Below are 23,565 nucleotides of genomic sequence, written 5' to 3'. Positions count from 1 at the left end.
CGCGCTGGCGGGCGGCACCCACGGAGGGAACCGGACGGCGGGCTAGTCTTGCTGTTTGGCGAAGACGTAGCCAGCGCCGCGTACGGTGACGATGCGGCGTGGGTTCTTGGAGTCGGTTTCGATGGCCGCGCGGATGCGGCCCATGTGCACGTCGATAGAGCGGTCAAACGCCTCCAGTTCACGGCCGCGTACGGCTTCCATGATCTGGTCGCGCGTCAGCACCCGGCCGGCGCGTTCGGCCAGCGCCACCAGCAGGTCGAACTGGTACGAGGTCAGGTCGGCCGGCTGGCCGTTGACGGTCACGGAGCGTGCGTCGCGGTCGATCTCCAGCGAGCCGAAGCGCAGCACCTTGTTGGCGGTGGCGGCGGTATCGCCCTGGCGGCGCAAAATGGCGCGGATGCGGGCCAACAGCTCGCGCGGCTCGAAGGGCTTGGGCAGGTAGTCGTCGGCACCCAGTTCCAGGCCGATGATGCGGTCTAGCGGGTCGCCCTTGGCGGTCAGCATCAGCACTGGCACCTGGGCGATGTCGCCGGTGCTGTTGCGGATGCGCTTGCAGACTTCCAGGCCGTCCAGGTCGGGCAGCATCAGGTCCAGGATCACCAGGTCGGGACGGGTCGGGCCGCTCTGGCCTTGCAGCTGCGCCAAACCGCCCATGGCTGTGGGCTGGTGCGACACGTTGAAGCCAGACTGGCCCAGGAACTCGCCGACCATGCTGGCCAGGCGGGTGTCGTCTTCAATCATTAGCAGGTTTGCGCTCATGGGGTATCCGTTAAGTGGTCTGGCCGTTGGGAAAGCATTTGTAAAGCAGATGGTGCTCCTTTGCCGCCAACTTGGGTTGTAGCCACCGTAAAGTTAGGTAAATACTTTACATCCACTTTGCTATCAAATAAATAGCTGTAGGCACTTGTTTTATATGCGCTAGAAGGCTTTTAGGCTGGTTCATATTTTGTTCCGCTGCATGCGCCACAGCAGCAATAGCAGCAGCATGGGCGGGATGGCAGTCAGCCCGGTGGCCACGAAGGCGGTGGCGTAAGCGCCCAGCAGCCCGTAGGTGGGCGTGAGGGTTTCGACCGCAATTCCAGAGAATCCTTTCAGGAACTTGCCCAGCAAAGCGTAGGTGGAGGACAGCATGGCGTACTGGGTCGCGGTGTAGCCCAGGCTGGTCAGGCTAGACATATACGTCACCAGGGCGACGCCGGCAAACGACTGTGCAAACGCGTCCAGCGCCATCACCCCGGCAAAAACCTCTGTACCAGGGTGGAAGCTCAGCAAGGCGAATGCCGCCGTGCCGAGCCCTTCGAGCACCAGCCCGGCAACCAGCGTGGGCAGCAAGCCGATCCGGATGGCGCTGATGCCAGCCGCCGCAATGCCCACAAAGGTGGCGACCAGGCCAAAGGAGCCGCGCACCCAGGCGACCGTGTCCTTGGACAGACCGAGGTCATGGTAGAACGGGTTGTACATCGGCCCCATCACGAAGTCTGGCAAGCGGTACAGCGCCACCATCAGCAGCATGACCAGTCCGGCGACTTTGTGCTTGGCGAAGAAATCGACAAACGGGCCGACGATGGCATCGACCAGGCCGCGCAAGGTCCAGAGCGAGGGCTTTTGCTGCAGCACCACATCGGCGCGCGCCGGCTCCGAGGCGTACAGAGTGGCCACCATGCACAGCGCCATCAGCACCGCCATGCCCACGTACGACATGCTCCACCCGACACGGGCCGCTGCGGCAATGATCAAGGCATCGGTAATCAGCAGGGCCACGCGGTAGCCCACCTGGGCCGCCGAGGTCATCAGGCCTACCTCATCCGCATCGGACGCAGACTCGATGCGCCAGGCATCGATGGCGATGTCCTGCGTGGCCGATGCGAAGGCCGTCAGCAAGGCAAAGGCGCCAATCGCGGCCAGCCCGCCCGCCGTGCCCACCGTGGCCATGCCCAGCAGCCCGATGGTGACCAGAATCTGGCAGAGCAACATCCAGCCGCGCCGCCGGCCCAGGCGGCCCAGCAGCGGCACGTCGATGCGGTCCACCAGGGGCGACCAATACACCTTGAACGCATAGGCGAATCCAACCCAGGAAATGAAGCCGATGGCCACCAGGCTGGTGCCGTCGTCCCGCAGCCAGTAGCCAAAGGTATTCGCGGTGAGCAGAAACGGCAGGCCCGAGGCAAAGCCCAGCGCCAGCATGACCGCCACCTTGGGCTGCCTGAGTTCTCTCAGCACCTCCATCGCTGAACGTTTGCGGCGCGGGGCGGAAGCAGGCTCTGGCTGAGGGGAGATCGGGGTACTGGCAGAAGAGGGGGACGTCATCCGGGAATAATACTTGCTGCGTTAAGTACGGCTTACACATAGATTGAAGGTGGCGACGAATGCAGATGAACCCTGGGTGGCGGTCAGTTTGTTTGGGTCTGGCCCTGGTGCTGGCTCCTGCGGCATGGGCGCGCGACGGCGTGGATGTGGGGGGCAACTCGGCCTTTTCTAAGCTGGTGTCGGCGGACCAGGTGGAGGAAACCGCTAAGCTGCAATACCAGCAGACCTTGCAGCAGGCGCAGCAAAAGCAGGCACTGGCGCCCGCCGACCACCCGCAATTGGTGCGTTTGCGCCGCATCGCGCAGCGCATCATTCCGTATACCGCCGACTGGAACCCGCGCGCCAAGGACTGGAAGTGGCAGGTCAACCTGATCGGCAGCAGCCAGGTCAACGCCTGGTGCATGCCCGGCGGCAAGATCGCCTTCTACACCGGCATTCTGGACAAGTTGCAGCTCAACGACGACGAAATCGCCGCCGTGATGGGCCATGAAATCGCCCACGCCTTGCGCGAGCATGCGCGTGAACGCATGGGTAAGTCCGCCGCCACCAATCTGGGCGCGAATCTGCTCAGCCAGCTGCTGGGTGCCGGTGCACTGGGCCAGCAGGTGATAGGCGGCGGTGCCCAATTGCTGAACCTGCAGTTCAGCCGGTCGGACGAAACCGAGGCCGACTTGGTCGGCCTGGAGCTGGCAGCCCGCGCCGGCTTCGACCCGCGCGCCGGCATCAGCCTGTGGCAGAAAATGAGCACCCAGAATACGGGGGCTCCGCCGCAATGGCTGAGCACCCACCCGGCCAGCAGCACCCGCATCGCCCAGATCGAGAAGAATCTGCCCAAGGTGCTGCCGCTGTACGAGCAGGCCAGGAAAAGTTAAACCCTGAAAGTTCTATGCGATGGTGACCTGCTACCTGCGTTATGTGATCGACCCCTACAGACTCGCCGAATTCGAGCACTACGGCAAGCTGTGGATTCCGCTGGTGGAGAAGTTTGGTGGCCAGCACCATGGCTACTTTTTGCCCTCCGAGGGGGCCAACAATATCGCGCTGGCGATGTTCACCTTCCCGTCGCTGGCCGAGTACGAGGTGTACCGCGCCGCGTCCCTGCAGGACCCGGACTGCCAGGCCGCCTTTCGCTTTGCCGAGGACACTCGCTGCATCCTCAGCTACGAGCGCAGCTTTTTCCGGCCTGTGTTTGCCTGAGCTTCCAGGATTTAAGTAAAAAGAGCTGCTGGCGCAGACAGTACCTGCGCCAGCAGCTCTTCTTTTTGTAGCAATAACAACGGATAGCTAACGTGCCGTGTCCGGATCTATCAGCGCCAGAAGCGGCGCATAGATGTGCGCACCGGCAGCGATGATGGGGTTGCCCTTGTGCAGCCCGTTGTGTGCCAGGAAGTCATTCACCTGGCCGCCGGCCTCGCGTACCAGCACGATGGCGGCTAGGCAGTCCCAGGAATTGATGTGCGGCTCGTAGTAGCCAATCAGCCGGCCGGCCGCCACATAAGACAGCATCAGCGCACCCGAGCCATTGCGGATGAACATGCCGCCCGCCTCCAGCACCCGGCCTAGAAACGGCACAAACGCGCTGACTGGCACGCGGTGTGAGAAGCCCACGCCCAGCACGCCTTCGGTGATGCTGCGGGCCTGGTGCGTATGGATGGGCTGCTGGTTGACGAAAGCGCCCTGGCCGTCGCAGGCGTGGAACATCTCGTTGCTATTCGGGTCGAACACCACGCCGACCACCGGCTTGCCCTGGTAGGTCACGGCGATGGACAGGCACCAGGCATGCATGCCATTGACGAAGCAGGCCGTTCCGTCGATCGGGTCGATGACCCACAGATAAGCCGCATCCTCGCGGTCCAGTCCGCCTTCTTCGCCCAGAAAGCCGTCGTCGGCAAACTGCGCCAGCACCTGGGCGCGGATGTACAGCTCGGTGTCCTTGTCAGCAGCGCTGACCATGTCCTGCAAACCCTTGGATTCGATCACCAACTGGTCGCGCTTGCGGAACCATTCCAGGGCCTGCATGCCGGCCTGGCGGGCAATGCTCTGGGCCAGCGCGTAGCGCGCGGCGATAGCTGCGGTGCTCATGCCTGGCCTCCTACGATGCAAACGCCGTGCTGGGCGAAGCGGATGCCGACCGACGCGCCCACGGCCAGCGGCTGGTGCATATCGGTCTGGCGTGGCGCACGGGCAAACGTGAACCAGAGCGGGTGGTTGTTGGTGGGCATGGAGCTGCTGTGACTTACAGCGTGAAGTCGTAGTCGATAGTGATGGGCGCGTGGTCCGAGAACTTCACATCCTTGTAGATGTGCTCGCTGCGTGCCAGGGCGGCGATGGCTGGCGTGGCTAAGTGGTAGTCCAGTCGCCATCCCACGTTGTTGGCATAGGCCTGGCCGCGATTGCTCCACCAGGTGTAGGCGGTGTCGGTGGCCGTGGGTTGCAGTTGCCGGTACACGTCCACCAGGCCCAGGCCTTCGGCTGCTAGCGGGTCCAGGTCGGCACGGGCCAGGAGGTGGGTCATCCAGGCGCGCTCTTCGGGCAGGAAGCCGCTGTTCTTCTGGTTGCCGCGCCAGTTTTTCAGGTCCATGGCCTGGTGGGCGATATTGACGTCACCACAAAGGATGAAATCGCGGCTTTGCTTCAAGGCGGTCAAGTAGGGGCGCATCTCGGCCAGAAAGCGGAACTTGGCCTGCTGCCGCTCCTCCCCGGATGAGCCGCTTGGAAAGTAGCAACTAATGACCGAGAACTTGCGCTGTGGCGTGTCGAAGCGTAGCTCCACATAGCGGCCTTCGGCGTCAAATTCCGGTGAGCCATAGCCCGTGATGACTTCGCTGGGAGCATGTTTGCTGTATACGCCCACGCCGGAGTAGCCCTTCTTTTCGGCGAAGTGAAAGTAGCCTTGCAGGCCGGCCATTTGTTCGAATTTGCCCTGCACATCGGCCGCCTGGGCCTTTACTTCTTGGACACAAATACAATCCGGCGCAGTAGCGGCAATCCAGGCTTCTACGCCTTTGGTGGCAGCCGAGCGGATACCGTTTAAATTCAGGCTAGTTAATTTGAACAAGGAATTCCCCCATGGTGGAAAGTAAAGCGCCGGACAGCCTGGCGCAGGATTTTGTGCAATTCGCGGTGGATGCGGGGGTGCTGCGTTTTGGTGAATTCAAAACCAAAGCTGGCCGCATGAGCCCCTACTTCTTCAACGCCGGCTTGTTTGACGACGGCGCCCGCATGCAGCGTCTGGCCGAATTTTATGCACAGGCCTTGCTGCACAGCGGCATCGAGTTTGACATGATTTTTGGCCCGGCCTACAAAGGCATTCCGCTGGCTGCTACGGTGGCGGTGGAGCTGGCCCGGCATGGCCGCAACCTGCCATTTGCCTATAACCGCAAGGAAGCCAAGGACCACGGCGAGGGTGGCACTTTGGTAGGCGCGCCGCTCAAGGGTCGGGTGTTGATCGTGGACGATGTGATGTCGGCCGGCACGGCGGCCCGCGAGTCGATTGCCCTGATCCAGGCAGCCGGCGCCACGCCCCATGCGGTGGTGATTGCGCTGGATCGCCAGGAAATGGCGACCGAGGCCGGGCGTGATGTACCGCACAGCGCGGTGCAGTACGTACGTGACCAACTGGGTATGCAGGTGTGCGCTATTGCGAAGTTGGCCGACTTGCTGCAATATTTGGAAACAAATGGCACAGACGAGCTGCGGGCCCACTACCCGAAGGTGCTGGCATACAGGCAGCGCTACGGCGTAGACAAAGGAACCGTGTGATCGCTTGGGTGAGGTGTTTGGGGATGTTTGCTTTGTGTGCTGGCCTGCACCTCGGAGTGGGCGCGCAAGGCATCTTCACCTGCATAGACGGGCGGGGTAAGCGCCTCACCTCCGACCGGCCGATCCCCGAGTGCATGGACCGAGAGCAAAAAGAGCTCAACTCCAACGGCACGGTGAAACGCAGTGTCGGCCCGGTACTCACCCCGCAGGAAGAAGCCGCCCAGGTGGCCCTGGATAAAAAGGACATGGAAGACAAAGCCCGTGTCAACGAAGAACGCCGACGCAACCGCGCGCTGCTGGCCCGCTACAAAAACCAGGCCGCACACGACGCCAGCCGCAGCGAGGCCCTGACCCAGGTGGACGAGGTGATCCGCGCGGCCAATGCCCGTTTGGCCGACTTGGCGCAGCAGCGCAAGTCTTTGGACACCGAGATGGAGTTCTACGCCAAGGACCCCAGCAAGGCACCTATTGCTCTACGCCGCCGCATTACAGACAACGGCGACAGCGTGCTGGCCCAGCAACGGTTCATCGCCAACCAGCAACAAGAGAAGCAGCGCGTGAACGACCGCTTCGACGAGGAGCTGGCCCGGCTCAAACCCCTGTGGAGCGGGGCCCGCTGAGCAGCGCTGTCAGGCCAGCTTGGCTTTCAGCATCTCATTGATCTGCCCCGGGTTGGCCTTGCCCTGGCTGGCCTTCATGATCTGACCCACTAGTGCATTCAATGCCTTGCTGTTGCCGGCTTTGAACTCGGCTACGTTCTTGGCGTTGGCGGCAATCACCGTATCCACGATAGTTTCCAGCGCACCTGTGTCGTTCATCTGGCGCAGGCCCTTGGCCTCGATGATGGCGTCCACTTGCGCATCGGCATCGCTCCACAGCGTATCGAACACCTGCTTGGCGGCATTGTTGGAGATGGTGCTGTCGGCAATGCGCACCAGCAGTTGCGCCAGCTTTGCAGCGGACACGGGGGCTTGGGCAATGTCCAGATCCTGCCCGTTCAGGCGCCGTGCCAGCTCGCCCATGATCCAGTTGGCTGCCAGCTTGGGCTGGGCGCCAGCGGCTATGGCGGCTTCGAAATAGCCGGCAATGTCCTTGCTCTGCGTCAAGGCATTTGCGTCGTATTCCGACAGACTGAAATCGGCCACAAAGCGTGCGGCCATGACACGCGGTAGCTCGGCCATTTCAGAGCGCACGCGTTCCACCCACTCGGGCGCCACTACCAGCGGAGGCAAATCCGGGTCGGGGAAATAGCGGTAATCGGCCGCGTCTTCCTTGGTGCGCATGGCGCGGGTTTCACCGGTGTCGGGGTTGAACAGCACGGTGGCCTGCTGGATTTCCAGCCCGTCTTCGATCTGCTCGATCTGCCAGCGCACCTCGAAGTCAATGGCTTGCTGCATGAACTTGAAGCTGTTCAAGTTCTTGATCTCGCGGCGCGTGCCCAATGGGCCACCGGGCTTGCGGACGGAAACGTTGGCGTCGCAGCGGAAGCTGCCTTCCTGCATATTGCCGTCGCAGATGCCGATCCAGGTAACGATCTTATGCAGCTCTTTGGCGTAGGCCACGGCCTCGGCGCTGGAGCGCATGTCTGGCTCGGTAACGATCTCCAGCAGCGGCGTACCCGCGCGGTTCAGGTCGATGCCGGTTTGGCCAATGAAGTCTTCGTGCAGCGATTTGCCCGCATCTTCTTCTAAATGCGCGCGCACCAGGCGTACGGTTTTCTTCTCGTCACCCAGGAAGAACTCCACGCTGCCGCCTTGCACCACGGGGATCTCGAACTGGCTGATCTGGTAGCCCTTGGGCAGATCGGGGTAGAAGTAATTTTTGCGCGCAAACACGCTACGCGGCGCGATGTGCGAGCCCAGCGCCAGGCCGAGCTGGATGGCGCGTTCCACCGCGCCCTTGTTCATCACCGGCAGCGTACCGGGCAAGGCCAGATCGACCGCGCAGGCCTGGGTGTTGGGCTCGGCCCCGAAAGCCGTGGAGGCGCGGCTGAAGATTTTGCTCTGCGTGGAGAGCTGGGCATGGGTTTCAAAGCCGATGACGACTTCATAGCCCTGCACCAGCAGGGAGGTTGTAGCTTTGCTCATGTCAGATACCGGCGGGTTGCTGGAGATGGAAATCGGTGGCTTGCTGGAAGCGGTGGGCCACGTTCAGCAGCTTGGCTTCTTGCAGATAGTTGCCGATCAGCTGCAGGCCGACGGGCATGCCGGCCTCGCCAAAGCCGGCGGGGATGCTCATGCCGGGCAGACCGGCCAGCGATGAGGGCAGGGTGAAGATGTCGGCCAGGTAGCTGGCGACCGGGTCGGCAGACTTGTCGCCCAGTTTCCAGGCCACGGTGGGCGCCACCGGGCCGGCGATGACGTCGCACTGCTGGAAGGCTTGCTGGAAGTCGTCGGCAATCATGCGGCGGATTTTTTGAGCCTGCAGGTAGTAGGCGTCGTAGTAGCCATGGCTCAGCACATAGGTGCCGATCATGATGCGGCGCTTCACCTCGTCGCCAAAACCTTCAGCGCGCGTTTTTTTGTACATATCGACCAGGTCGGTGTACTTGTCGGCGCGGTGGCCGAACTTCACGCCGTCGAAGCGGCTCAGGTTGCTAGACGCTTCGGCCGGCGCAATGATGTAGTAGACCGGGATCGACAGCTCGGTGCGCGGCAGGCTGATCGGCACCAGCTTGGCGCCCAGTTTGGTGTATTCCTGCAGAGCGCTATCCACAGCGGCGCGCACGTCAGGGGCCAGGCCCTCGCCGAAGAATTCCGCCGGCACGCCGATGCGCAGGCCGTCGATGGAGTCGTTCAGTTGCCGGCTGTAGTCCTCGGCTGGAATGTCCAGCGAGGTGGAGTCGCGGTCCAGGTCCGGGCCGCACAGTGTGCTCAGTAGCAGCGCGCAGTCTTCGGCGCTGCGGGCCATCGGGCCGGCCTGGTCCAGGCTGGAGGCAAACGCGACCATGCCGTAGCGCGACGCGCGGCCATAGGTGGGTTTGATGCCGGTGATGCCGCAGAACGAGGCTGGCTGGCGGATCGAGCCGCCGGTGTCGGTGCCTGTGGCTGCCGGTACCAGGCGCGCCGCCACGGCGACCGCGCTGCCGCCCGAAGAGCCGCCTGGGATGCGGCTGGTGTCCCAGGGGTTTTGCACGGGTTGGAAGGCCGAGTTCTCGTTGGCCGAGCCCATGGCGAATTCGTCGCAATTCAGTTTGCCCAAGGTAACCACGCCCTGCTGCGCCAGCTGATTGACCACTGTGCTATCAAAAGGTGAGCGGTAGCCGGCCAACATCTTGGAGCCGGCGGTGGTCGGGAAGTCTTTGGTGACGAAGATGTCCTTGTGCGCCATGGGCACGCCTTCCAGCGTGCCGGCCGTGCCGTTGGCCAGTCGCGCATCGGCGGCCTGGGCTTGGCGCAGGCTGACGGCTTCGTCCATGGCCAGGTAGGCGCCCAGCGGCGCGTGGGTTTTGGCGCGGGCCAGGAAATGCTGGGTGGTTTCGACGGCGGAGACCGTGCGTGCGCGCAGTTGTTGGGCCAGTTCGACCAGCGACAGGTCGTGGAGTTGGGATGGGAGGCTCATGGCGCTTTATTCGATGACTTTGGGGACGAGAAACAGGCCGCGTTCCACGGCAGGGGCGGTTTGCTGGTTAGCTTCGCGCTGGTTCGGCTCGCTGACCACGTCGTCGCGCAGGCGCAGCGTGATGTCCTGGATGGTCGCCACCGGGTGCGCCAGCGGTTCAATTCCGGCGGTGTCCACCGAGCGCATTTTTTCCACAATGCCAAAAAAACCGTTGAGCTGCGAGAGCAGGCGTTCGCTCTCGGCGGGTTGGAGTTCTAGCCGTGCCAGATTGGCAATGCGGTCGAGTTCTTGGTGCGTCAGGGCCATGTGTAAGACAGGTGAGAAAACGAAAGTAAAGTGCCGTTTACGCGGCGTACGCGGGCGTTCTGCACAGGGGATGCGGTATTATCCCGCCTTTGGTGTATCCGCTGCGAAATTGCCGGTATTTGCACCGAAAACCCCTATTTGACCCGTTATACAGGGCGATGGCAGGCCGATGCGCAGGCCATGCCCGAGAGGATTTTGCATGTTTGGGACTTTTCGTCGGTACTTTTCCACCGACCTGGCCATTGACCTTGGCACCGCCAACACCCTGATTTACGTACGCGGCAAGGGCATTGTGCTCGACGAACCGTCCGTAGTCGCCATCCGCCACGAAGGCGGACCCCAGGGTAAAAAAACCATCCAGGCCGTCGGCAAAGAAGCCAAGGCCATGTTGGGCAAAGTGCCTGGCAACATCGAGGCGATTCGCCCGATGAAAGACGGCGTGATTGCCGACTTCACCGTCACTGAGCAGATGCTCAAGCAGTTCATCAAGATGGTGCACCCACGTGGCGTATTCCGCCCCAGCCCGCGCATCATCATCTGTGTGCCCTGCGGTTCCACCCAGGTCGAACGCCGCGCCATCCGTGAATCGGCTTTGGGCGCGGGTGCTTCCGAGGTCTACCTGATTGAAGAACCCATGGCAGCGGCCATCGGCGCTGGCTTGCCAGTGTCGGAAGCCAGCGGCTCCATGGTGGTGGACATCGGCGGCGGTACCACCGAAGTCGGTGTGATCTCGCTGGGCGGTATGGTTTACAAGGGCAGCGTGCGCGTCGGTGGCGACCGTTTCGACGACGCCATCATCAACTACATCCGCCGCAACTACGGCATGCTGATCGGCGAGCCCACTGCCGAAGCCATCAAGAAAAACATCGGCTCGGCCTTTCCCGGCTCCGAAGTCAAAGAGATGGAAGTCAAGGGCCGCAACCTGTCTGAAGGCGTGCCGCGCAGCTTCACCATTTCCAGCAACGAAATTCTGGAAGCGCTGACCGACCCGCTGAACAACATTGTCGCCTCCGTCAAGAACGCGCTGGAACAAACCCCGCCCGAACTCGGCGCCGACATTGCCGACCGCGGCATGATGCTGACCGGCGGTGGCGCGCTCTTACGCGACCTGGACCGCCTGCTGGCCGAAGAAACCGGCCTGCCGGTGCTGGTGGCCGAAGAGCCTTTGACCTGCGTGGTGCGCGGCTGCGGTATCGCCCTGGAGCGGATGGAGCGTTTGGGCTCCATCTTCACCAGCGAATAAGCCGGGTTTAGCGACTTCCAACCAGAGGTACAGCGATGCCACTCGGTACGCTGGACAGAAACCCCCCGCCGTTCTTCAAGCAGGGCCCTTCGGCCCTGAGCAAACTGGTTTTCTTTAGCGCCCTGGCCCTGTTTCTGATGGTGGCCGATGCGCGCTTTACCCTGATGCGCCCCTTGCGCGCAGCTCTAGGCACCGCGCTGTACCCCGTGCAGTGGGTGGTGATGGAGCCCCTGCGCCTGGTGCGTGGTGGGGGCGCCTATATGGAGTCCATGGCAAGCCTGCAGGCTCAGGCCGACCAGGCCCAGCGGCAGCTGGCAGTCCAGTCGCAACGCGCCGGCCAGGTGGAAATGCTGGCGCTGGAGAACCAACGCTTGCGCCAACTGCTGGAGTTGCGTGCCCAAATCTCAACACCCCAGCAGACGGCCGAAGTGCTGTATGACGCGGCTGACCCCTATACCCGCAAGATCATCATCGACAAGGGCACAACCCAGGGCGTGGTGGCCGGCTCGCCGGTGCTCGACGGTCTGGGCGTGCTGGGCCAGGTGACGCGGGCCCACCCCATGGTCAGCGAGGTCACTTTGCTGATCGACCGCGACCAGGCGATTCCCGTGTTGAACACCCGCACCGGCGCCCGCAGCGTGGCCTATGGCGACCCTACCAGCGCCTCCGGCAGCCAGCTGGAGCTGCGCTTCATGGCCGGTAATTCGGATGTGCAGGTGGGTGATGTGCTGACTACCAGCGGGGTGGATGGTGTCTACCCGCTGGGCCTGCAGGTAGCCAAGATCGCCCGTATCGAGCGCCGTGCCGATTCGGCCTTTGCGCGTATTTACTGCAGCCCGGTGGCCCAGGTATCGGGCGCGCGCCATGTGATGGTGCTGCAACCTGTGGGCCTGCCTGATCTGCCGTTGCCTGCTCCTGTGGTTGCTCCCAAAAAAGGAGCAAAGAAGTGAGAGCTTATATGCGCGGGGGCTGCTTATGATCATGCGTCCTGGCCAGCAGCTGCTGCTGCCTGCGAATCCGGTTTTCATTGCCTTCAGCCTGGTGCTGGCGCTGTTCTTCAACATGGCGGTGAACATGGCCTGGGGCCGTGTGCCGTGGGTGCCTGACCTGCTGGCCGTGCTGCTGGTGTTCTGGAGCGTGCACCAGCCGCTGCGCGTGGGCATTGGCACGGCCTTCTTTTTCGGGCTGTGCATGGATGTGCACCAGACCGGCCTGCTGGGCCAGCACGCGTTGTCCTATACCGTGCTGAGCTTTCTGGCGATTGCCATGCACCGCCGGCTGCTGTGGTTCACCGTGCCGTCCCAGGCCATGCAGGTGTTGCCCTTGTTTATGGCGGCGCATGTGATCGACCTGGTGCTGCGCATGCTGGGCGGCGGCATCTTCCCCGGCTGGTGGATGTTGCTGGCGCCCCTGCTGGAGTCCGTGCTGTGGCCATTGGTCAGCGTGGTCCTGCTGGCGCCGCAGCGCATGGCACCCAATCCCGATAAAACCCGGCCTCTATGACCGAACTGAAGGACGTTGGCGCCGAGCTGTCGCGCTTTCGCACACGGCTTGTCGCGGCAGGGGTGGTGGTGGCGCTGGCGTTTACCGGGCTGGTGACACGCCTGGGCTATCTGCAAATCGTGCGCCATGAGGACTTGCTGGAGCAGGCCGAAAACAACCGCACGGCGATTGTCCCGGTGGTGCCCAATCGCGGCCTGATCCTGGACCGCAACGGCGTGGTGCTGGCCAGCAACTATTCGGCCTACACCCTGGAGATCACGCCCAGCAAGGTGGGAGACCTGGAGGAAACCATCGAGGGCTTGTCTCAGGTGGTGGACATCCAGCCGCGCGACCGGCGCCGCTTCAAGAAGCTGCTGGAGGAGTCGCGCAATTTCGAGTCGCTGCCGATTCGCACCCGGCTGACGGATATCGAGGTGGCCCGCTTCTCCGCCCAGCGTTACCGTTTTCCGGGCGTGGACGTAAAAGCCCGGCTGTTCCGCAGCTACCCGTATGGCGAACTGGCCAGCCATGTGATTGGCTACATTGGCCGCATCAACCAGGCCGAAAAGGCGCGCATCGACGATTCGGACGATGCCGACAACTACAACGGCACGGAATACATAGGCAAGCTGGGCGTGGAGCAAAGCTTTGAGCCCCAGTTGCACGGCCTGACCGGGGTGGAAGAAATCGAAACCTCGGCGGGCGGCCGCGCTGTGCGCAAGCTGGCCAGCAACCCGGCCACGCCCGGCAACACCGTGGTCATGTCTTTGGACATCAAACTGCAGAAGTTGGTGGAAGACCTGTATGGCGACCGGCGCGGTGCCATGGTGGCGCTGGACCCGAAGACCGGCGAGGTGCTGGCCTTTGTCAGCAAGCCCACCTTCGACCCGAACCTGTTTGTGGAAGGCATCGACGTCGAGAACTGGCAGGCACTGAACGAGTCGCCCGACAAGCCGCTGCTGAACCGGGCCCTGCGCGGCACCTACCCGCCAGGCTCCACTTACAAACCCTTTATGGCCCTGGCCGCGCTGGAAACAGGCAAGCGCACACCGCAGCAGGCGATTTTCGACCCCGGCTTCTTCTTGCTGGCCGGCCACCGCTTCCGCGACGACAAGGAGGGCGGCCATGGCACGGTGGACATGTACAAATCCATCGTCCAGTCCTGCGACACCTATTACTACATGCTGGCCAACGACATGGGCGTGGACCTGATCCACGACGAGGTGGGCAAGTTCGGCTTTGGCAGCCTGACGGGTATCGACATCAATGGCGAGGTGCGCGGGATTCTGCCGTCCACCGACTGGAAGCGCCGCGCCTACAAACGGCCCGAGCAGCAGAAGTGGTATGCCGGCGAGACCATCTCGCTGGGCATTGGCCAGGGCTATAACAACTTCACCATGCTCCAGCTGGCCTCGGCCACCGGCATCATCGCCAACGACGGCGTGAAGATGAAGCCGCACCTGGTGAAAGAGGTGGTGGACGTGGTTTCCCACACCGCGCAGCAAACCTTGCGTGAAATCAAGGCCGAGTCGATTGCCAAGGCCGTGAACATCGATGTCATCAAGAAGGCCCTGGTGGGCGTGAACGTGGAGGGCACGGGCGCCACCGCCTTCCGTGGCGCCGGCTATGTGGCTGCTGGCAAGACCGGCACTGCCCAGGTGGTGACCATAGGCCAGAACGAGAAATACAACGCCTCGCGCACCGCCGAGCGCTTCCGCGACCACGCCTTGTACATGGCCTTTGCCCCGGCGGACAACCCAACGATCGCCCTGGCCATGGTGGTGGAAAACGCCGGTTTTGGCGGAGCCAGTGCGGCACCGATCGCGCGCCGCGTTTTCGACTACTGGCTGCTGCACCAGTACCCCTCGGTAGAAGACATGGCGGCGGTGCAAAAGGGGCTGGCCCAGACGCCCATAGGCACGCCGCGCGCCGTGGCCGATGTGCCCGATCTGCCGGGTGCGCCGGCGTCGGCACCCGCGGCGGCGGCTTCTGCCGCTGCCGCAGTGGCCTTAGCGGCACCAGGTGCATCTGCACCTCGCACGCCTGCCAGTCGCCCGGTGGCTGTACAGAAAAAAGCCGGCTAGCGCAGGTAATACCTGCGCAGAAAGCTATCTAATTGGTAGCAATGCAGCCCCGGCGGGCTATTGCAAAAAGGCGGCGTAGCCCGTCTTCAAGATCAGCGCACTCACCACCGCGATGAATACGCCGCGCACAAAGCCTGTGCCGTGCTTCAGCGCCAGGCGGGAGCCCAGCACGCTGCCCACCACATTGGCGATGGCCATGAACAGCACGTAGTGCCACCATATGTGGCCGGTGGAGATGAACAGAATCAGCGCCGCCAGGTTGGTGGCGGTATTCAGCAGCTTGGCCGAGGCGGATGCGGTCAGAAAGTCGTAGCCCAGCCAGCGCACCAGCAGAAACACAAAGAAGCTGCCCGTGCCGGGGCCGAAGAAGCCGTCGTAGAAACCAATCGTCAGCCCGATGGCGCTGGCCACCAGCGCCTCTTGGCGGCCGCTGAAGCGCGGCGCATGCACCCGTCCCAGGTCTTTTTTCAGCAGCGTGTAGCCCAGTACGGCGACCAGCACCAGGGGCAGCAGCTTGCGCAAGAAGTCGGGCGAAATCACCGTCACCAGCCAGGCACCGCCGAAGGCGCCCACGAAGCCGGCCAGCGCGGCTGGCAGCAGCGCAGCCCAGCGCATCTCGACGCGGCGGCTGTACTGCCAGGTGGCAAAGCCCGTGCCCCAAATGGAGGCGCCCTTGTTCACGCCGAACAGCGTAGCGGGGTGGGTGGTGGGGAAGGTGGCGAACAGGGCGGGCACCAGGATCAGGCCACCACCGCCGACGATGGCGTCGATAAAACCGGCCAGAAGCGAGGCCAACGAGACAAATAGGAGTTCCATGGCGGGGATTTTCCCATCCCCGGGTTGCTACATATTTAGTAGCTGCTTGCGCAGGCAGAATATGCGCTAGAGGCTATTTCGTCCGGAAAATAAAAAAGCGCCGGGATGAAGCGGCGCTTTTGAAAAACATCTCGTTCGGATGCCTAGATCATATTTTGATAATTCTGCTGTATGTCTCCCCGGACCCTCGCTGGTAGAGGCGCTGGTCCTCTCTGCAAGTGGCGTAAATGTAGCCCCATGTCGGTGCACATGAATCAGGACTTACCCTCCCTCGGACTGGCGTTTGATCTGTATCAAAGTTCCGGCTGGCGTATCCACTCGGCGGCCTTTTCGGCCAGCATCAGCGTGGGCGCATTGGTATTGCCGCTGGTGATGCTGGGCATGGCGCCCGCGTCCACCACCCGCAGGCCGGCCACGCCGCGCACGCGCAGGCGGCTGTCCAGCACGGCCAGCGGGTCGTCGGCCCGGCCCATGCGGGTGGTGCCCACGGGGTGGAAGATGGTGGTGGCGATGTCGCCAGCCAGCGCGGCCAGTTCGGCATCGCTCTGGTACTGCACGCCGGGCTTCCATTCCTCGGGGCGGTAGGGCGCCAGCGCCGGTTGGGCGACGATGCGCCGGGTCATGCGCAGCGAATCGGCGGCCACCTGGCGGTCCTCAGGTGTGCTGAGGTACTGGGGGGCAATGGCCGGCGGGTCGTCCATGCGCGGGCTCTGGATCTGCACCGTGCCACGGCTGGTGGGGTTGAGGTTGCAAACGCTGGCGGTGAATGCCGGAAAGCGGTGCAGCGGCTCGCCAAACGCGTCCAGCGACAACGGCTGCACGTGGTACTGGATGTTCGGGTAGGGCTGTGCCGGGTCGCTGCGGGTGAAGGCCCCCAGCTGGCTGGGCGCCATGCTCATCGGGCCGCTGCGGTGCAGCGCGTATTCCAGGCCGATGCGGGCCTTGCCCCACAGGCTGTTGGCCAGCACGTTCAGCGTGGGCACGCCGTGCACCTTGAAGACGGCGCGTATCTGCAAATGGTCTTGCAGATTGGCCCCCACGCCTGGCAGGTCGTGCACCACGGCAATGCCGTGCCGCTGCAGCAGCGCGCCCGGGCCAATGCCGGACAGCTGCAGGATCTGTGGCGAGCCTATGCTGCCAGCGCACAGGATGACTTCTTGCGCGGCGTGGACCGTGAGCATCTGCCCGTCCACCCGCACCTGGGCGCCGGTGCAGCGCAAGCTGCCGTCGGGCTGGGTGGCGGTGTTCAGCTTCTCCACCTGGGCCGAGGTCCATAGCGTGAAGTTGGGCCGGCCCATGCAGGCCGGGCGCAGAAAGGCCTTGGCCGTGTTCCAGCGCCAGCCGCGCTTTTGCGTGACTTCGAAATAGCCCACGCCGTGGTTGTCGCCGCGGTTGAAGTCGGGGCTGGCCGGTATGCCAGCCTGCTGCGCCGCCAGAGCGAAGGCGTCCAGCACGTCCCAGCGCAGGCGCTGCTTTTCAATGCGCCATTCGCCGCCCGCACCGTGCAGCGCGTCGCCGCCCAGGTAGTGGTCTTCATGGCGGCGGAAGTAGGGCAGGGTTTGTTCCCAGCGCCAGGCCGGGTCGCCGGTCAGCTTGGCCCAGTGGTCGTAGTCGCGGGCCTGGCCGCGCATATAGATCATGCCGTTGATGCTGGAGCTGCCGCCCAGCACCTTGCCGCGCGGGTAGCGCAGTGCGCGGCCGTTCAGGCCGGGCTCGGGTTGGGTGCGGTAAAGCCAGTCGGTGCGCGGGTTGCCTATGCAGTACAGATAGCCCACCGGGATGTGGATCCAGGGGTAGTTGTCGTGCTGGCCGGCTTCCAGCAGCAGCACGCGGCGCTGCGGGTCTTCGCTCAGGCGCTTGGCCAGCAGGCAGCCAGCGGTGCCGGCGCCGATGATGATGGTGTCGAAATACGTGTCCACCGCCGGTGGCGTTGGCTTAGTGGGGGGCCAGTACGGCGCTGCCCAGTTGCTCGGCCTGGTGGTTGCCGAACTTGGCGGCCAGTTGCTCTTCGGCGATGAAGTCGCTGTAGGTGAACTCGGCGTGTGCCAGCGGGGTGGCGGTCTGCTCGTCCTTGAGGGTTTGCGTCAGCAGCTTGCGCAGCACCATCAGGCTGCCGGGATCCAGCGACTTCTCGGTTTCGTTCAGCGTGCGTTGCAGGTCGGAGCTGCCCACATGGGCCTTTTGGGCATCGTCGTATTCGATGCCGCGTATCAGCCGCAGCGTCAGCTGCCGTGTGGCTGTGAAGCGTGTCGCGACGAAGGCCGGGTGGACGCGGCTAAGCACCAGTTGCAGGCCGCCCAGCAGAATCTGCAGCTCCAGCAGTTGGTGGTTGTCTGTCACACGGGGCAACAACAGCTCGGTGTTCCAGGGCGAATCGTGGCGCAGGCTTGGGTTGTTCATGGAGAGCCATGGTAACGATTGGCCTTACCAATGAATTGCAGCAAAGCGGTTGAAAATCCCTGCAATTCCTGCGTTTGGAGGGCTGGCTGACTTCAAGACGCTGTGTGTTGTCCTTGTCCTTGTCCTTGTGTACATACCAGCTTGGGTACGGCACCAATGCCACTGCCTTAGCTTTTGGTATTCCAGTAAAAGTCTTCTTTGCTGTGTGCGGCGTAGGTGGTACCCGTTAGCAGGTTGGCGCCCAAGCAAGCCGTGATGAATACTAGAAGCTGCAGTAGGTGGCGATTTCTATTCATCCCCATCTCTCCCATTTGTCTTTGTGATGGATGCCGGCGGGGGGGGCGGCCCCTCGCCGGAAGATGCTGGACTTAGTTGGCTGCAGGGGCGGTAGCTGCGGGTGCGGCAGATGTGGTCGTTGCATCGGCGGCTGCGCTGGTGGACGCTGCCATTTTTCCGCTGGCCATGGCGGCCTTGATATCTTCCAGGCTCACAAAGCCGCTGTTGCTTTTGTCGATCTGGGTGAAGTGCTTGGCCACCACGGGCATGCCTGCCTTGGCTTCGTCCAGGGACAACTTGCCGTCATGGTTTTTGTCGGCCTGGGCAAAGCGTGCTTCCAGAACTTTCAGCTCTTGTGCCGCAGCCTTGTCTTGCAAACCTGCATTGGCTGTTTGAGCGCCCACGCAGAACATGGCGGCGGCGAGAAGGCTGAGTTTGATTTTGCTGTGCATATGGTGTGTGCGAGTCGTAGTTAAGAGAGGAAAAATTGCGATCCATTTCCGGCTGGACAGTCATCCCATGGGGCGGGCTTCTGTTCATGTGCGCCACGGATTTGGGTGCGAAGTAAGTTTCCTCAAATTACCCCTCGCCATGTGAGACGTGTCGAGACGTTTCACGACACGGCTGTTACATACGCGCCTGTTATGTCGCACCACCATTGCGGACACTTGACTTACGATAGCCCGGCTATGTTCTTTGTACCCAGACCCCACCGCTCCGCTGCCGATGTCTAAAGCTGTTGTGTTGATCGTTGACGACGATCTCGAACTTTCGTCCATGCTGGTGCGCTTGCTGGAGGGAGAAGGCTGGGCGGTTCAGGCTGCGTACACCGGCGTGCAGGCCGAGCAGCTGCTGCAACAGGGTTTGCCAGCCGTGGTTTTGCTCGACGTGATGCTGCCCGATGCCAGTGGGATGGAGCTGTGCCGGCGCTGGCGCGGCATGTACCCGGGTTTGGGCCTGCTCATGCTGACGGCGCGGGGTGATCCATTTGACCGCGTGCTGGGTCTGGAGCTGGGGGCTGACGACTACCTGGCCAAGCCTTTCGAAAAGCGTGAACTGGTGGCGCGGTTGCGCGCCTTGATACGCCGGCAGTCGACAGCGGTACCGGCGCCCGTGACCCAATGGAATTTTGGCAGTCTGACCATCGAACTGCTGCGTCGTGAAGTGCTGGTAGATGGCCGCGTAGCGGACTTGACCAGCATTGAATACAAGCTATTGGTCGAATTGGCCCGCGTGCCCGGGCAGGCGGTGTCGCGCCAGCAACTGAGTAATGCCGTGCAAGCCACGGCCTATCGCCCGCTGGATCGGACTGTGGATGTGCAGGTGGGGCGGTTGCGCCGCCGCTTGGCGCAGATGGCGCCGGGTAGCGAGTGGATAGAAACCGTGCGCGGGGAGGGATACGCCTTTGTGCCGCGGGGAGGGGCACCGAGTTCCCCTGTCAACGGATGATCTTCCGAAAATTCGACTCGCTTTTCATGCGCCTGGCACTTGCGCAAACCGTGCTGTTGGTTAGCTCACTACTGGTCATCGGCGGTCTATTGGTGATAGAGCGCAACCAGCTGTCGGCACCTGAATTTGCCATTTTGCTGGCCCCGAGCATCAAGGTGGCAGTGCAGGCCGATGTCAACCAGGCGGTGCCGGTGGATGGACTCGGCTTGACCATACGCCGCCATACGCAGCTGCCCGATGGCTGGAAGCTGCGGATCTACCAGAGACCTGCGGTGGCCGATTTTGTGAGGGCCTTGGCCAAGTACCAGGTGGTGGTCGATGATGTTTGGCTCAATCGCCGGGATGGCCACTTCACCTTGTGGGTACATGTGTTGGTGCCGGGCAGTGCACCGGTGTGGCTTAGCGGCAATGTGCCGTCGGCGCTGCCTGAATGGGCCCCGCGTATGACGGTCGGCCTGGTGCTGTTGGTGCTTGTGAGCGGCTTGGTAAGTTGGGGTTTTGCCATTCGCGTGACCCGCCCACTGAGCCAGTTGCGCAACCGTATGCAGTTGCATGCGCATAACGGTGTGGAGCCAACCCTGCCGTGGCCTTCCATGCAAAGCCGCAAAGCGCCGCCGGAGCTGGTGGAAATTGAAAATGCCTACCGCCTGCTTGCCGAGCGTTTGCAGCGCAACGAGCGCGAGCGTGCGCTGCTGTTGGCCGGTGTGTCCCACGATCTGCGCAGCCCGCTGAGCCGCATCCGGCTGGCCGCCGAGATGTTGCCCGAGTCTGCCGACAACGCGGCCGGCGTCGCCAGCATCACCCGCAATGTGGACCACGCGGATCGCTTGACCTCCAGTTTCTTGGAGTTCATTCGCGCCAGCACGGTGGCCATGGATGAAGTGGTGGACCTGGCTGCAGTGGCGCTGGAGGCCGTTGTCGGCTTTGAGCGTCCGGTGCATGAATTGCAGTTGAGTTCGCCAGACAGTGTGTGGCTGCAACAGGCCCATGGATTGCTGGTGCAGCGCCTGATCATCAACCTCGTGGACAACGCACTCAAACATGGTGGCTTGCCGGTTGAAGTCGATATTGCGGAAGAGGGCGGCTGGGCCACCATGACCGTGTCGGATACAGGGCCGGGCTTGCCGCAGAACGGGGATGGGCGTTTGATGGAAGCGTTCGCACGCGGTGACGCCAGCCGCGGTCTGCCTGGCTTCGGCTTGGGGTTGGCGATTGCGCAGCAAATTGTGGTGCGCTTGCATGGCGAGCTGCGCTTCGCACAGGATGGAGCGCGGCACCAGGTGGTGGTGCGGCTACCGTTGCAGGGCTGAGCCTGCGGCAGCAGAGCCCCGTTGGCTGACGACCGCGCTACGGCGTAGTCACGCGGCGCGCACGGCCTTGGGGTGCTCCAGCCGGTGTATCAGCTCCTTGACCACGGCCACCATCACCGCGCGGTCGGCGTTGGGGTGGTCGGCCATGTGCTGGGTGGTGGTGCCGGCGCGCACCCAGGCGCCCGCCGCGTCGCTGCCAAACACCAGCTGGATGCCGTGCTGCGCCAGCAGCGGCCCGCAGGCGGCCCAGCTGCGGGTCCACTGCGGTAGCTTGTGCGTGCCTTCCCACAGCGTGCCGGCGCTCTCGTAGCATTCCTCGATCTGGTGGTGGCCCAGCAAATGGGCCAGCTGGCGCTCCTTGGCGACACAGCTGCGGAAGTACTCTTCGTCGGTGATGCGCATGGTTAGCTCCTACGTAGTTGCAAGTAAAACCAGCCGTTTGCGCAGATATAGCCAGCGCAAGCAGCTATATATTTAATAGTGCAGCACAGTTACCATGGTGCCCCGTTTTACCGGTTTGCGCCATGCCTGAATCCCCTGGTCCTGCCCCTGCCCGTTTTGTGACTGGCCCCTTGTTTCGCCATGTGGCGGTGATGTCCACCACCTCGGCCATCGGCCTGGTGGCGGTGTTTGTGGTGGACCTGATCAACCTGTTCTACATCGCCCGGCTGGGCGAGCAGTCGATTGCCGCAGCCGTGGGCTTTGCCGGGGTGGTGGGCTTCTTTCACACCTCGCTGTGCATAGGGCTGACCATCGGTATTGCTGCAGTGGTGTCACGTAGGGTGGGTGCTGGCCGGGCCGAGGATGCGCGGCGCCTGGCCATGTCCAGCCTGTTCTGGATGGTGCTGGCAGCGGCGCTGGTAGGCAGCGGCACGGCGCCGTTTCTGCACCCGCTGCTGCGCACCTTGGGCGCTGCGGGCGAGACCGAGCGGCTGGCCGCGCGCTACCTGGGCGTCACCGTGCATTCCCTGCCGCTGCTGGGCATAGGCATGGCCTGCTCGGCCCTGCTGCGCTCGGTGGGCGATGCGCGGGGCGCCATGAACGTGACGCTGGGCGCGGCGGTGGTCACGGCGGTGCTGGACCCGATCCTGATCTTCGGCCTGCACATGGGGCTGGACGGCGCTGCGGCCACGGCGGTGGTGTCACGCAGCATATTGGCGGTGGTGGGGTTGCGCGGCGTGATGCGCCACCATCTGCTGGGCCGGCTGGAACGCGGTTACTTGCTGGCCGATGCCCGGGCCCTGGCGGCGGTGGCCGGCCCCGGTGTGCTGAGCAATCTGGCGACGCCGGTGGGGGCGGCCTTTGTGACGCATTCCATCGCACAGTTTGGCGCCTCGGCAGTCGCCGGCCAGGCCATCATCGACCGGCTGACGCCCGTGGCATTTGGCATGGTGTACGCGCTCAGCGGTGCGGTCGGCCCTATCCTGGGCCAAAACCTGGGGGCCCGCGCCTTCGACCGGGTGCGCCAGGGCCTGCGCGACAGCCTGCGCTTCATGGTGATGGCCGTGGGGGCTGCGTGGTTGTTTCTGGCGCTGGGCCAGGGCCTGCTGGTGCAGGCCTTTGGGGTCGACGGTGATGCGGCGCATCTGGTCCGCATGTACTGCAGCTGGCTGGCGCCCAGCTTCTTCTTCATCGGCGCGCTGTTCGTGGCGAATGCCGCGTTCAACAACCTGGGCCGCCCGCTGTGGTCCACCGGCTTCAACTGGGCCCGGGCCACGCTGGGCACCATCCCGTTTGCCTGGTGGGGTGCGCACTACGGCCCGGTGGGGGTGCTGGCCGGGGCCGGTGTGGGCAGCGCCATTTTTGGCCTGCTGGCGATGTTGGTGGCTACGCGTTTGGTCCGCCAGCTTGCGCATGAATAATGCCGCTGGCGCATGTTATATATGCGCTAGTAGCTATAAATTAAATAGCAATCAGCTGTCGCTGCGGGTCTGCGCCACCCACAGCAGCTGGTCCACCGCCACGCCTAATTGCCGGGCCTTCTCTACCAGCTGGGTGCGGATGGCGGGTGGCAGCTGCTTGTCGCGCGCCAGTATCCAGGCGTAGCTGCGGTCAGCGCCAATCACCAGGGCCCAGCGGTAGTCCGGGTCCAGCGCCACCACGTGGTAGCCGCCATAGAACGGGCCGAAGAAAGACACCTTCAGTGATGCCGTGTGCGGGTCGCCGGTGAACTTGGCCACGCCCTCGGCTTCCTTCCAGGCGTTCTTTTCCGTGTTGAAGCCCCGGTTGATGACCTGCACGCTTCCGTCTGGCTGCAGGGTGTAGCGGGCGCTGACGTTGTCCAGCCCGCGCTCAAACGAATGGTCGAGCCGGGCAATCTCAAACCACTTGCCCGCGTAGCGTGTGGCATCGAACGATGTGACGGCGGCAATGCCCTCGGGCAGCGCTGTGGAGCAGCCGCCCAGGGCGAGCACGGAGGCCAGCAGCAAGGGGCCTAAACGGCAAAAAGTGTGGCGCATAAAATTTATAAGAAATCAGTCTCTAGCGATTATGCTGCCTGCGTAATCTGCTATTAAAACCGCAGCACAACCCAAAATGGGAAACTGCTTTTGCAGGCCGTCGGCCATTA

At 63.2% G+C, this 23,565-nt stretch carries 25 protein-coding genes; 11 read left to right on the top strand and 14 right to left on the bottom strand.

Going from position 1 to position 23,565, the window contains the following annotated elements:
* Positions 1 to 42: 42 nt before the first annotated feature.
* Both AC4BBN_RS08750 and AC4BBN_RS08745 read right to left on the bottom strand, forming a co-directional pair.
* Positions 43 to 759, bottom strand: coding sequence for a response regulator (locus AC4BBN_RS08750; protein WP_490591599.1), 717 nt, complete (start codon positions 757 to 759; stop codon positions 43 to 45).
* Between the two features lie 180 nt (positions 760 to 939).
* Positions 940 to 2,226, bottom strand: coding sequence for an AmpG family muropeptide MFS transporter (locus tag AC4BBN_RS08745; protein ID WP_490591598.1), 1,287 nt, complete (start codon positions 2,224 to 2,226; stop codon positions 940 to 942).
* Positions 2,227 to 2,366: 140 nt separating this feature from the next.
* On the opposite strand from AC4BBN_RS08745, the gene AC4BBN_RS08740 reads away from it, so the two are divergent.
* Positions 2,367 to 3,179: a M48 family metallopeptidase gene (locus AC4BBN_RS08740; protein WP_490591597.1), complete on the top strand. Its 813-nt coding sequence runs from the start codon at positions 2,367 to 2,369 to the stop codon at positions 3,177 to 3,179.
* A gap of 19 nt (positions 3,180 to 3,198) precedes the next feature.
* Complete coding sequence (locus tag AC4BBN_RS08735; protein ID WP_490591596.1) at positions 3,199 to 3,504, top strand: NIPSNAP family protein; 306 nt, start codon at positions 3,199 to 3,201, stop codon at positions 3,502 to 3,504.
* A gap of 87 nt (positions 3,505 to 3,591) precedes the next feature.
* Here the strand turns inward: AC4BBN_RS08735 and AC4BBN_RS08730 are convergent, their stop codons facing one another.
* From AC4BBN_RS08730 to AC4BBN_RS08720, 3 genes are read right to left on the bottom strand one after another with little or no spacing between them, the layout of a single operon-like run.
* Positions 3,592 to 4,389: an inositol monophosphatase family protein gene (locus AC4BBN_RS08730; RefSeq protein WP_490591595.1), complete on the bottom strand. Its 798-nt coding sequence runs from the start codon at positions 4,387 to 4,389 to the stop codon at positions 3,592 to 3,594.
* Positions 4,386 to 4,529, bottom strand: a complete 144-nt coding sequence (locus AC4BBN_RS08725; protein ID WP_490591594.1) for a hypothetical protein — start codon at positions 4,527 to 4,529, stop codon at positions 4,386 to 4,388. Before AC4BBN_RS08725 ends, AC4BBN_RS08730 begins: the two co-directional genes overlap by 4 nt.
* Before the next feature lie 14 nt (positions 4,530 to 4,543).
* Positions 4,544 to 5,365 (bottom strand): exodeoxyribonuclease III, encoded by an 822-nt coding sequence (locus AC4BBN_RS08720; RefSeq protein WP_490591593.1) that lies wholly within the window; start codon positions 5,363 to 5,365, stop codon positions 4,544 to 4,546.
* Between the two features lie 11 nt (positions 5,366 to 5,376).
* On the opposite strand from AC4BBN_RS08720, the gene pyrE reads away from it, so the two are divergent.
* Both pyrE and AC4BBN_RS08710 read left to right on the top strand, forming a co-directional pair.
* Positions 5,377 to 6,069 (top strand): orotate phosphoribosyltransferase, encoded by a 693-nt coding sequence (gene pyrE / locus AC4BBN_RS08715; protein WP_490591592.1) that lies wholly within the window; start codon positions 5,377 to 5,379, stop codon positions 6,067 to 6,069.
* 23 nt (positions 6,070 to 6,092) lie between these two features.
* Positions 6,093 to 6,689 carry a DUF4124 domain-containing protein gene (locus AC4BBN_RS08710; protein ID WP_490591591.1) on the top strand — a complete coding sequence of 199 codons (597 nt, stop codon included), beginning with the start codon at positions 6,093 to 6,095 and terminating at the stop codon, positions 6,687 to 6,689.
* 9 nt (positions 6,690 to 6,698) lie between these two features.
* Here the strand turns inward: AC4BBN_RS08710 and gatB are convergent, their stop codons facing one another.
* From gatB to gatC, 3 genes are read right to left on the bottom strand one after another with little or no spacing between them, the layout of a single operon-like run.
* Entirely contained in the window at positions 6,699 to 8,156 is a 1,458-nt protein-coding gene (gatB, locus tag AC4BBN_RS08705; protein WP_490591590.1) for an Asp-tRNA(Asn)/Glu-tRNA(Gln) amidotransferase subunit GatB, read from the bottom strand.
* 1 nt (position 8,157) lies between these two features.
* Entirely contained in the window at positions 8,158 to 9,630 is a 1,473-nt protein-coding gene (gene gatA, locus AC4BBN_RS08700) for an Asp-tRNA(Asn)/Glu-tRNA(Gln) amidotransferase subunit GatA (protein ID WP_490591589.1), read from the bottom strand.
* A 6-nt stretch (positions 9,631 to 9,636) separates the two neighbouring features.
* Positions 9,637 to 9,936 (bottom strand): Asp-tRNA(Asn)/Glu-tRNA(Gln) amidotransferase subunit GatC, encoded by a 300-nt coding sequence (gene gatC / locus AC4BBN_RS08695; protein ID WP_490591588.1) that lies wholly within the window; start codon positions 9,934 to 9,936, stop codon positions 9,637 to 9,639.
* Positions 9,937 to 10,135: 199 nt separating this feature from the next.
* On the opposite strand from gatC, the gene AC4BBN_RS08690 reads away from it, so the two are divergent.
* Genes AC4BBN_RS08690 through mrdA form a run of 4 tightly spaced genes read left to right on the top strand, consistent with a single transcriptional unit; the run spans position 10,136 to position 14,745 of the window.
* Positions 10,136 to 11,179 carry a rod shape-determining protein gene (locus AC4BBN_RS08690; RefSeq protein ID WP_295952839.1) on the top strand — a complete coding sequence of 348 codons (1,044 nt, stop codon included), beginning with the start codon at positions 10,136 to 10,138 and terminating at the stop codon, positions 11,177 to 11,179.
* A 35-nt stretch (positions 11,180 to 11,214) separates the two neighbouring features.
* Positions 11,215 to 12,129, top strand: a complete 915-nt coding sequence (mreC, locus tag AC4BBN_RS08685; RefSeq protein WP_490591587.1) for a rod shape-determining protein MreC — start codon at positions 11,215 to 11,217, stop codon at positions 12,127 to 12,129.
* A gap of 25 nt (positions 12,130 to 12,154) precedes the next feature.
* Positions 12,155 to 12,682 (top strand): rod shape-determining protein MreD, encoded by a 528-nt coding sequence (mreD, locus tag AC4BBN_RS08680; protein WP_490591586.1) that lies wholly within the window; start codon positions 12,155 to 12,157, stop codon positions 12,680 to 12,682.
* A complete protein-coding gene (gene mrdA, locus AC4BBN_RS08675; RefSeq protein ID WP_490591585.1) occupies positions 12,679 to 14,745 on the top strand; it encodes a penicillin-binding protein 2 in 2,067 nt (688 codons plus the stop codon). Before mreD ends, mrdA begins: the two co-directional genes overlap by 4 nt.
* 57 nt (positions 14,746 to 14,802) lie before the next feature.
* Here mrdA and AC4BBN_RS08670 read toward each other — a convergent pair whose 3' ends face one another.
* The 4 genes from AC4BBN_RS08670 to AC4BBN_RS08655 form a co-directional block, all read right to left on the bottom strand.
* The gene (locus AC4BBN_RS08670) at positions 14,803 to 15,561 is read right to left on the bottom strand and encodes a sulfite exporter TauE/SafE family protein (protein ID WP_490591584.1); all 759 of its coding nucleotides are present in this window, start codon (positions 15,559 to 15,561) and stop codon (positions 14,803 to 14,805) included.
* A gap of 293 nt (positions 15,562 to 15,854) precedes the next feature.
* Positions 15,855 to 17,480, bottom strand: coding sequence for a GMC family oxidoreductase (locus AC4BBN_RS08665; protein WP_490591583.1), 1,626 nt, complete (start codon positions 17,478 to 17,480; stop codon positions 15,855 to 15,857).
* A 16-nt stretch (positions 17,481 to 17,496) separates the two neighbouring features.
* Entirely contained in the window at positions 17,497 to 17,961 is a 465-nt protein-coding gene (locus AC4BBN_RS08660; protein ID WP_490591582.1) for a hypothetical protein, read from the bottom strand.
* A 368-nt stretch (positions 17,962 to 18,329) separates the two neighbouring features.
* Positions 18,330 to 18,689, bottom strand: a complete 360-nt coding sequence (locus AC4BBN_RS08655) for an EF-hand domain-containing protein (RefSeq protein WP_490591581.1) — start codon at positions 18,687 to 18,689, stop codon at positions 18,330 to 18,332.
* A 274-nt stretch (positions 18,690 to 18,963) separates the two neighbouring features.
* Between AC4BBN_RS08655 and AC4BBN_RS08650 the strand changes: the two genes are divergently transcribed.
* Entirely contained in the window at positions 18,964 to 19,686 is a 723-nt protein-coding gene (locus tag AC4BBN_RS08650) for a response regulator transcription factor (RefSeq protein ID WP_490591580.1), read from the top strand.
* A gap of 26 nt (positions 19,687 to 19,712) precedes the next feature.
* Positions 19,713 to 20,996 (top strand): sensor histidine kinase, encoded by a 1,284-nt coding sequence (locus AC4BBN_RS08645; protein ID WP_490591579.1) that lies wholly within the window; start codon positions 19,713 to 19,715, stop codon positions 20,994 to 20,996.
* Between the two features lie 48 nt (positions 20,997 to 21,044).
* Here AC4BBN_RS08645 and AC4BBN_RS08640 read toward each other — a convergent pair whose 3' ends face one another.
* Positions 21,045 to 21,398, bottom strand: coding sequence for an aminoacyl-tRNA synthetase (locus tag AC4BBN_RS08640; protein WP_490591578.1), 354 nt, complete (start codon positions 21,396 to 21,398; stop codon positions 21,045 to 21,047).
* A gap of 122 nt (positions 21,399 to 21,520) precedes the next feature.
* Here AC4BBN_RS08640 and AC4BBN_RS08635 point away from each other — a divergent pair, with 122 nt between their 5' ends.
* Positions 21,521 to 22,858: an MATE family efflux transporter gene (locus AC4BBN_RS08635; RefSeq protein ID WP_490591577.1), complete on the top strand. Its 1,338-nt coding sequence runs from the start codon at positions 21,521 to 21,523 to the stop codon at positions 22,856 to 22,858.
* A gap of 51 nt (positions 22,859 to 22,909) precedes the next feature.
* On the opposite strand, the gene AC4BBN_RS08630 is transcribed toward AC4BBN_RS08635, so the two are convergent.
* Positions 22,910 to 23,455 (bottom strand): lipocalin family protein, encoded by a 546-nt coding sequence (locus AC4BBN_RS08630; protein ID WP_490591576.1) that lies wholly within the window; start codon positions 23,453 to 23,455, stop codon positions 22,910 to 22,912.
* Positions 23,456 to 23,565 lie beyond the last annotated feature (110 nt).

The sequence above is a fragment of the Rhodoferax sp. SPJ21 genome (genome assembly GCF_058216335.1).
Note: the sequence above shows the minus strand (reverse complement) of the source record. Positions and strands in the feature narration are given on the sequence as shown.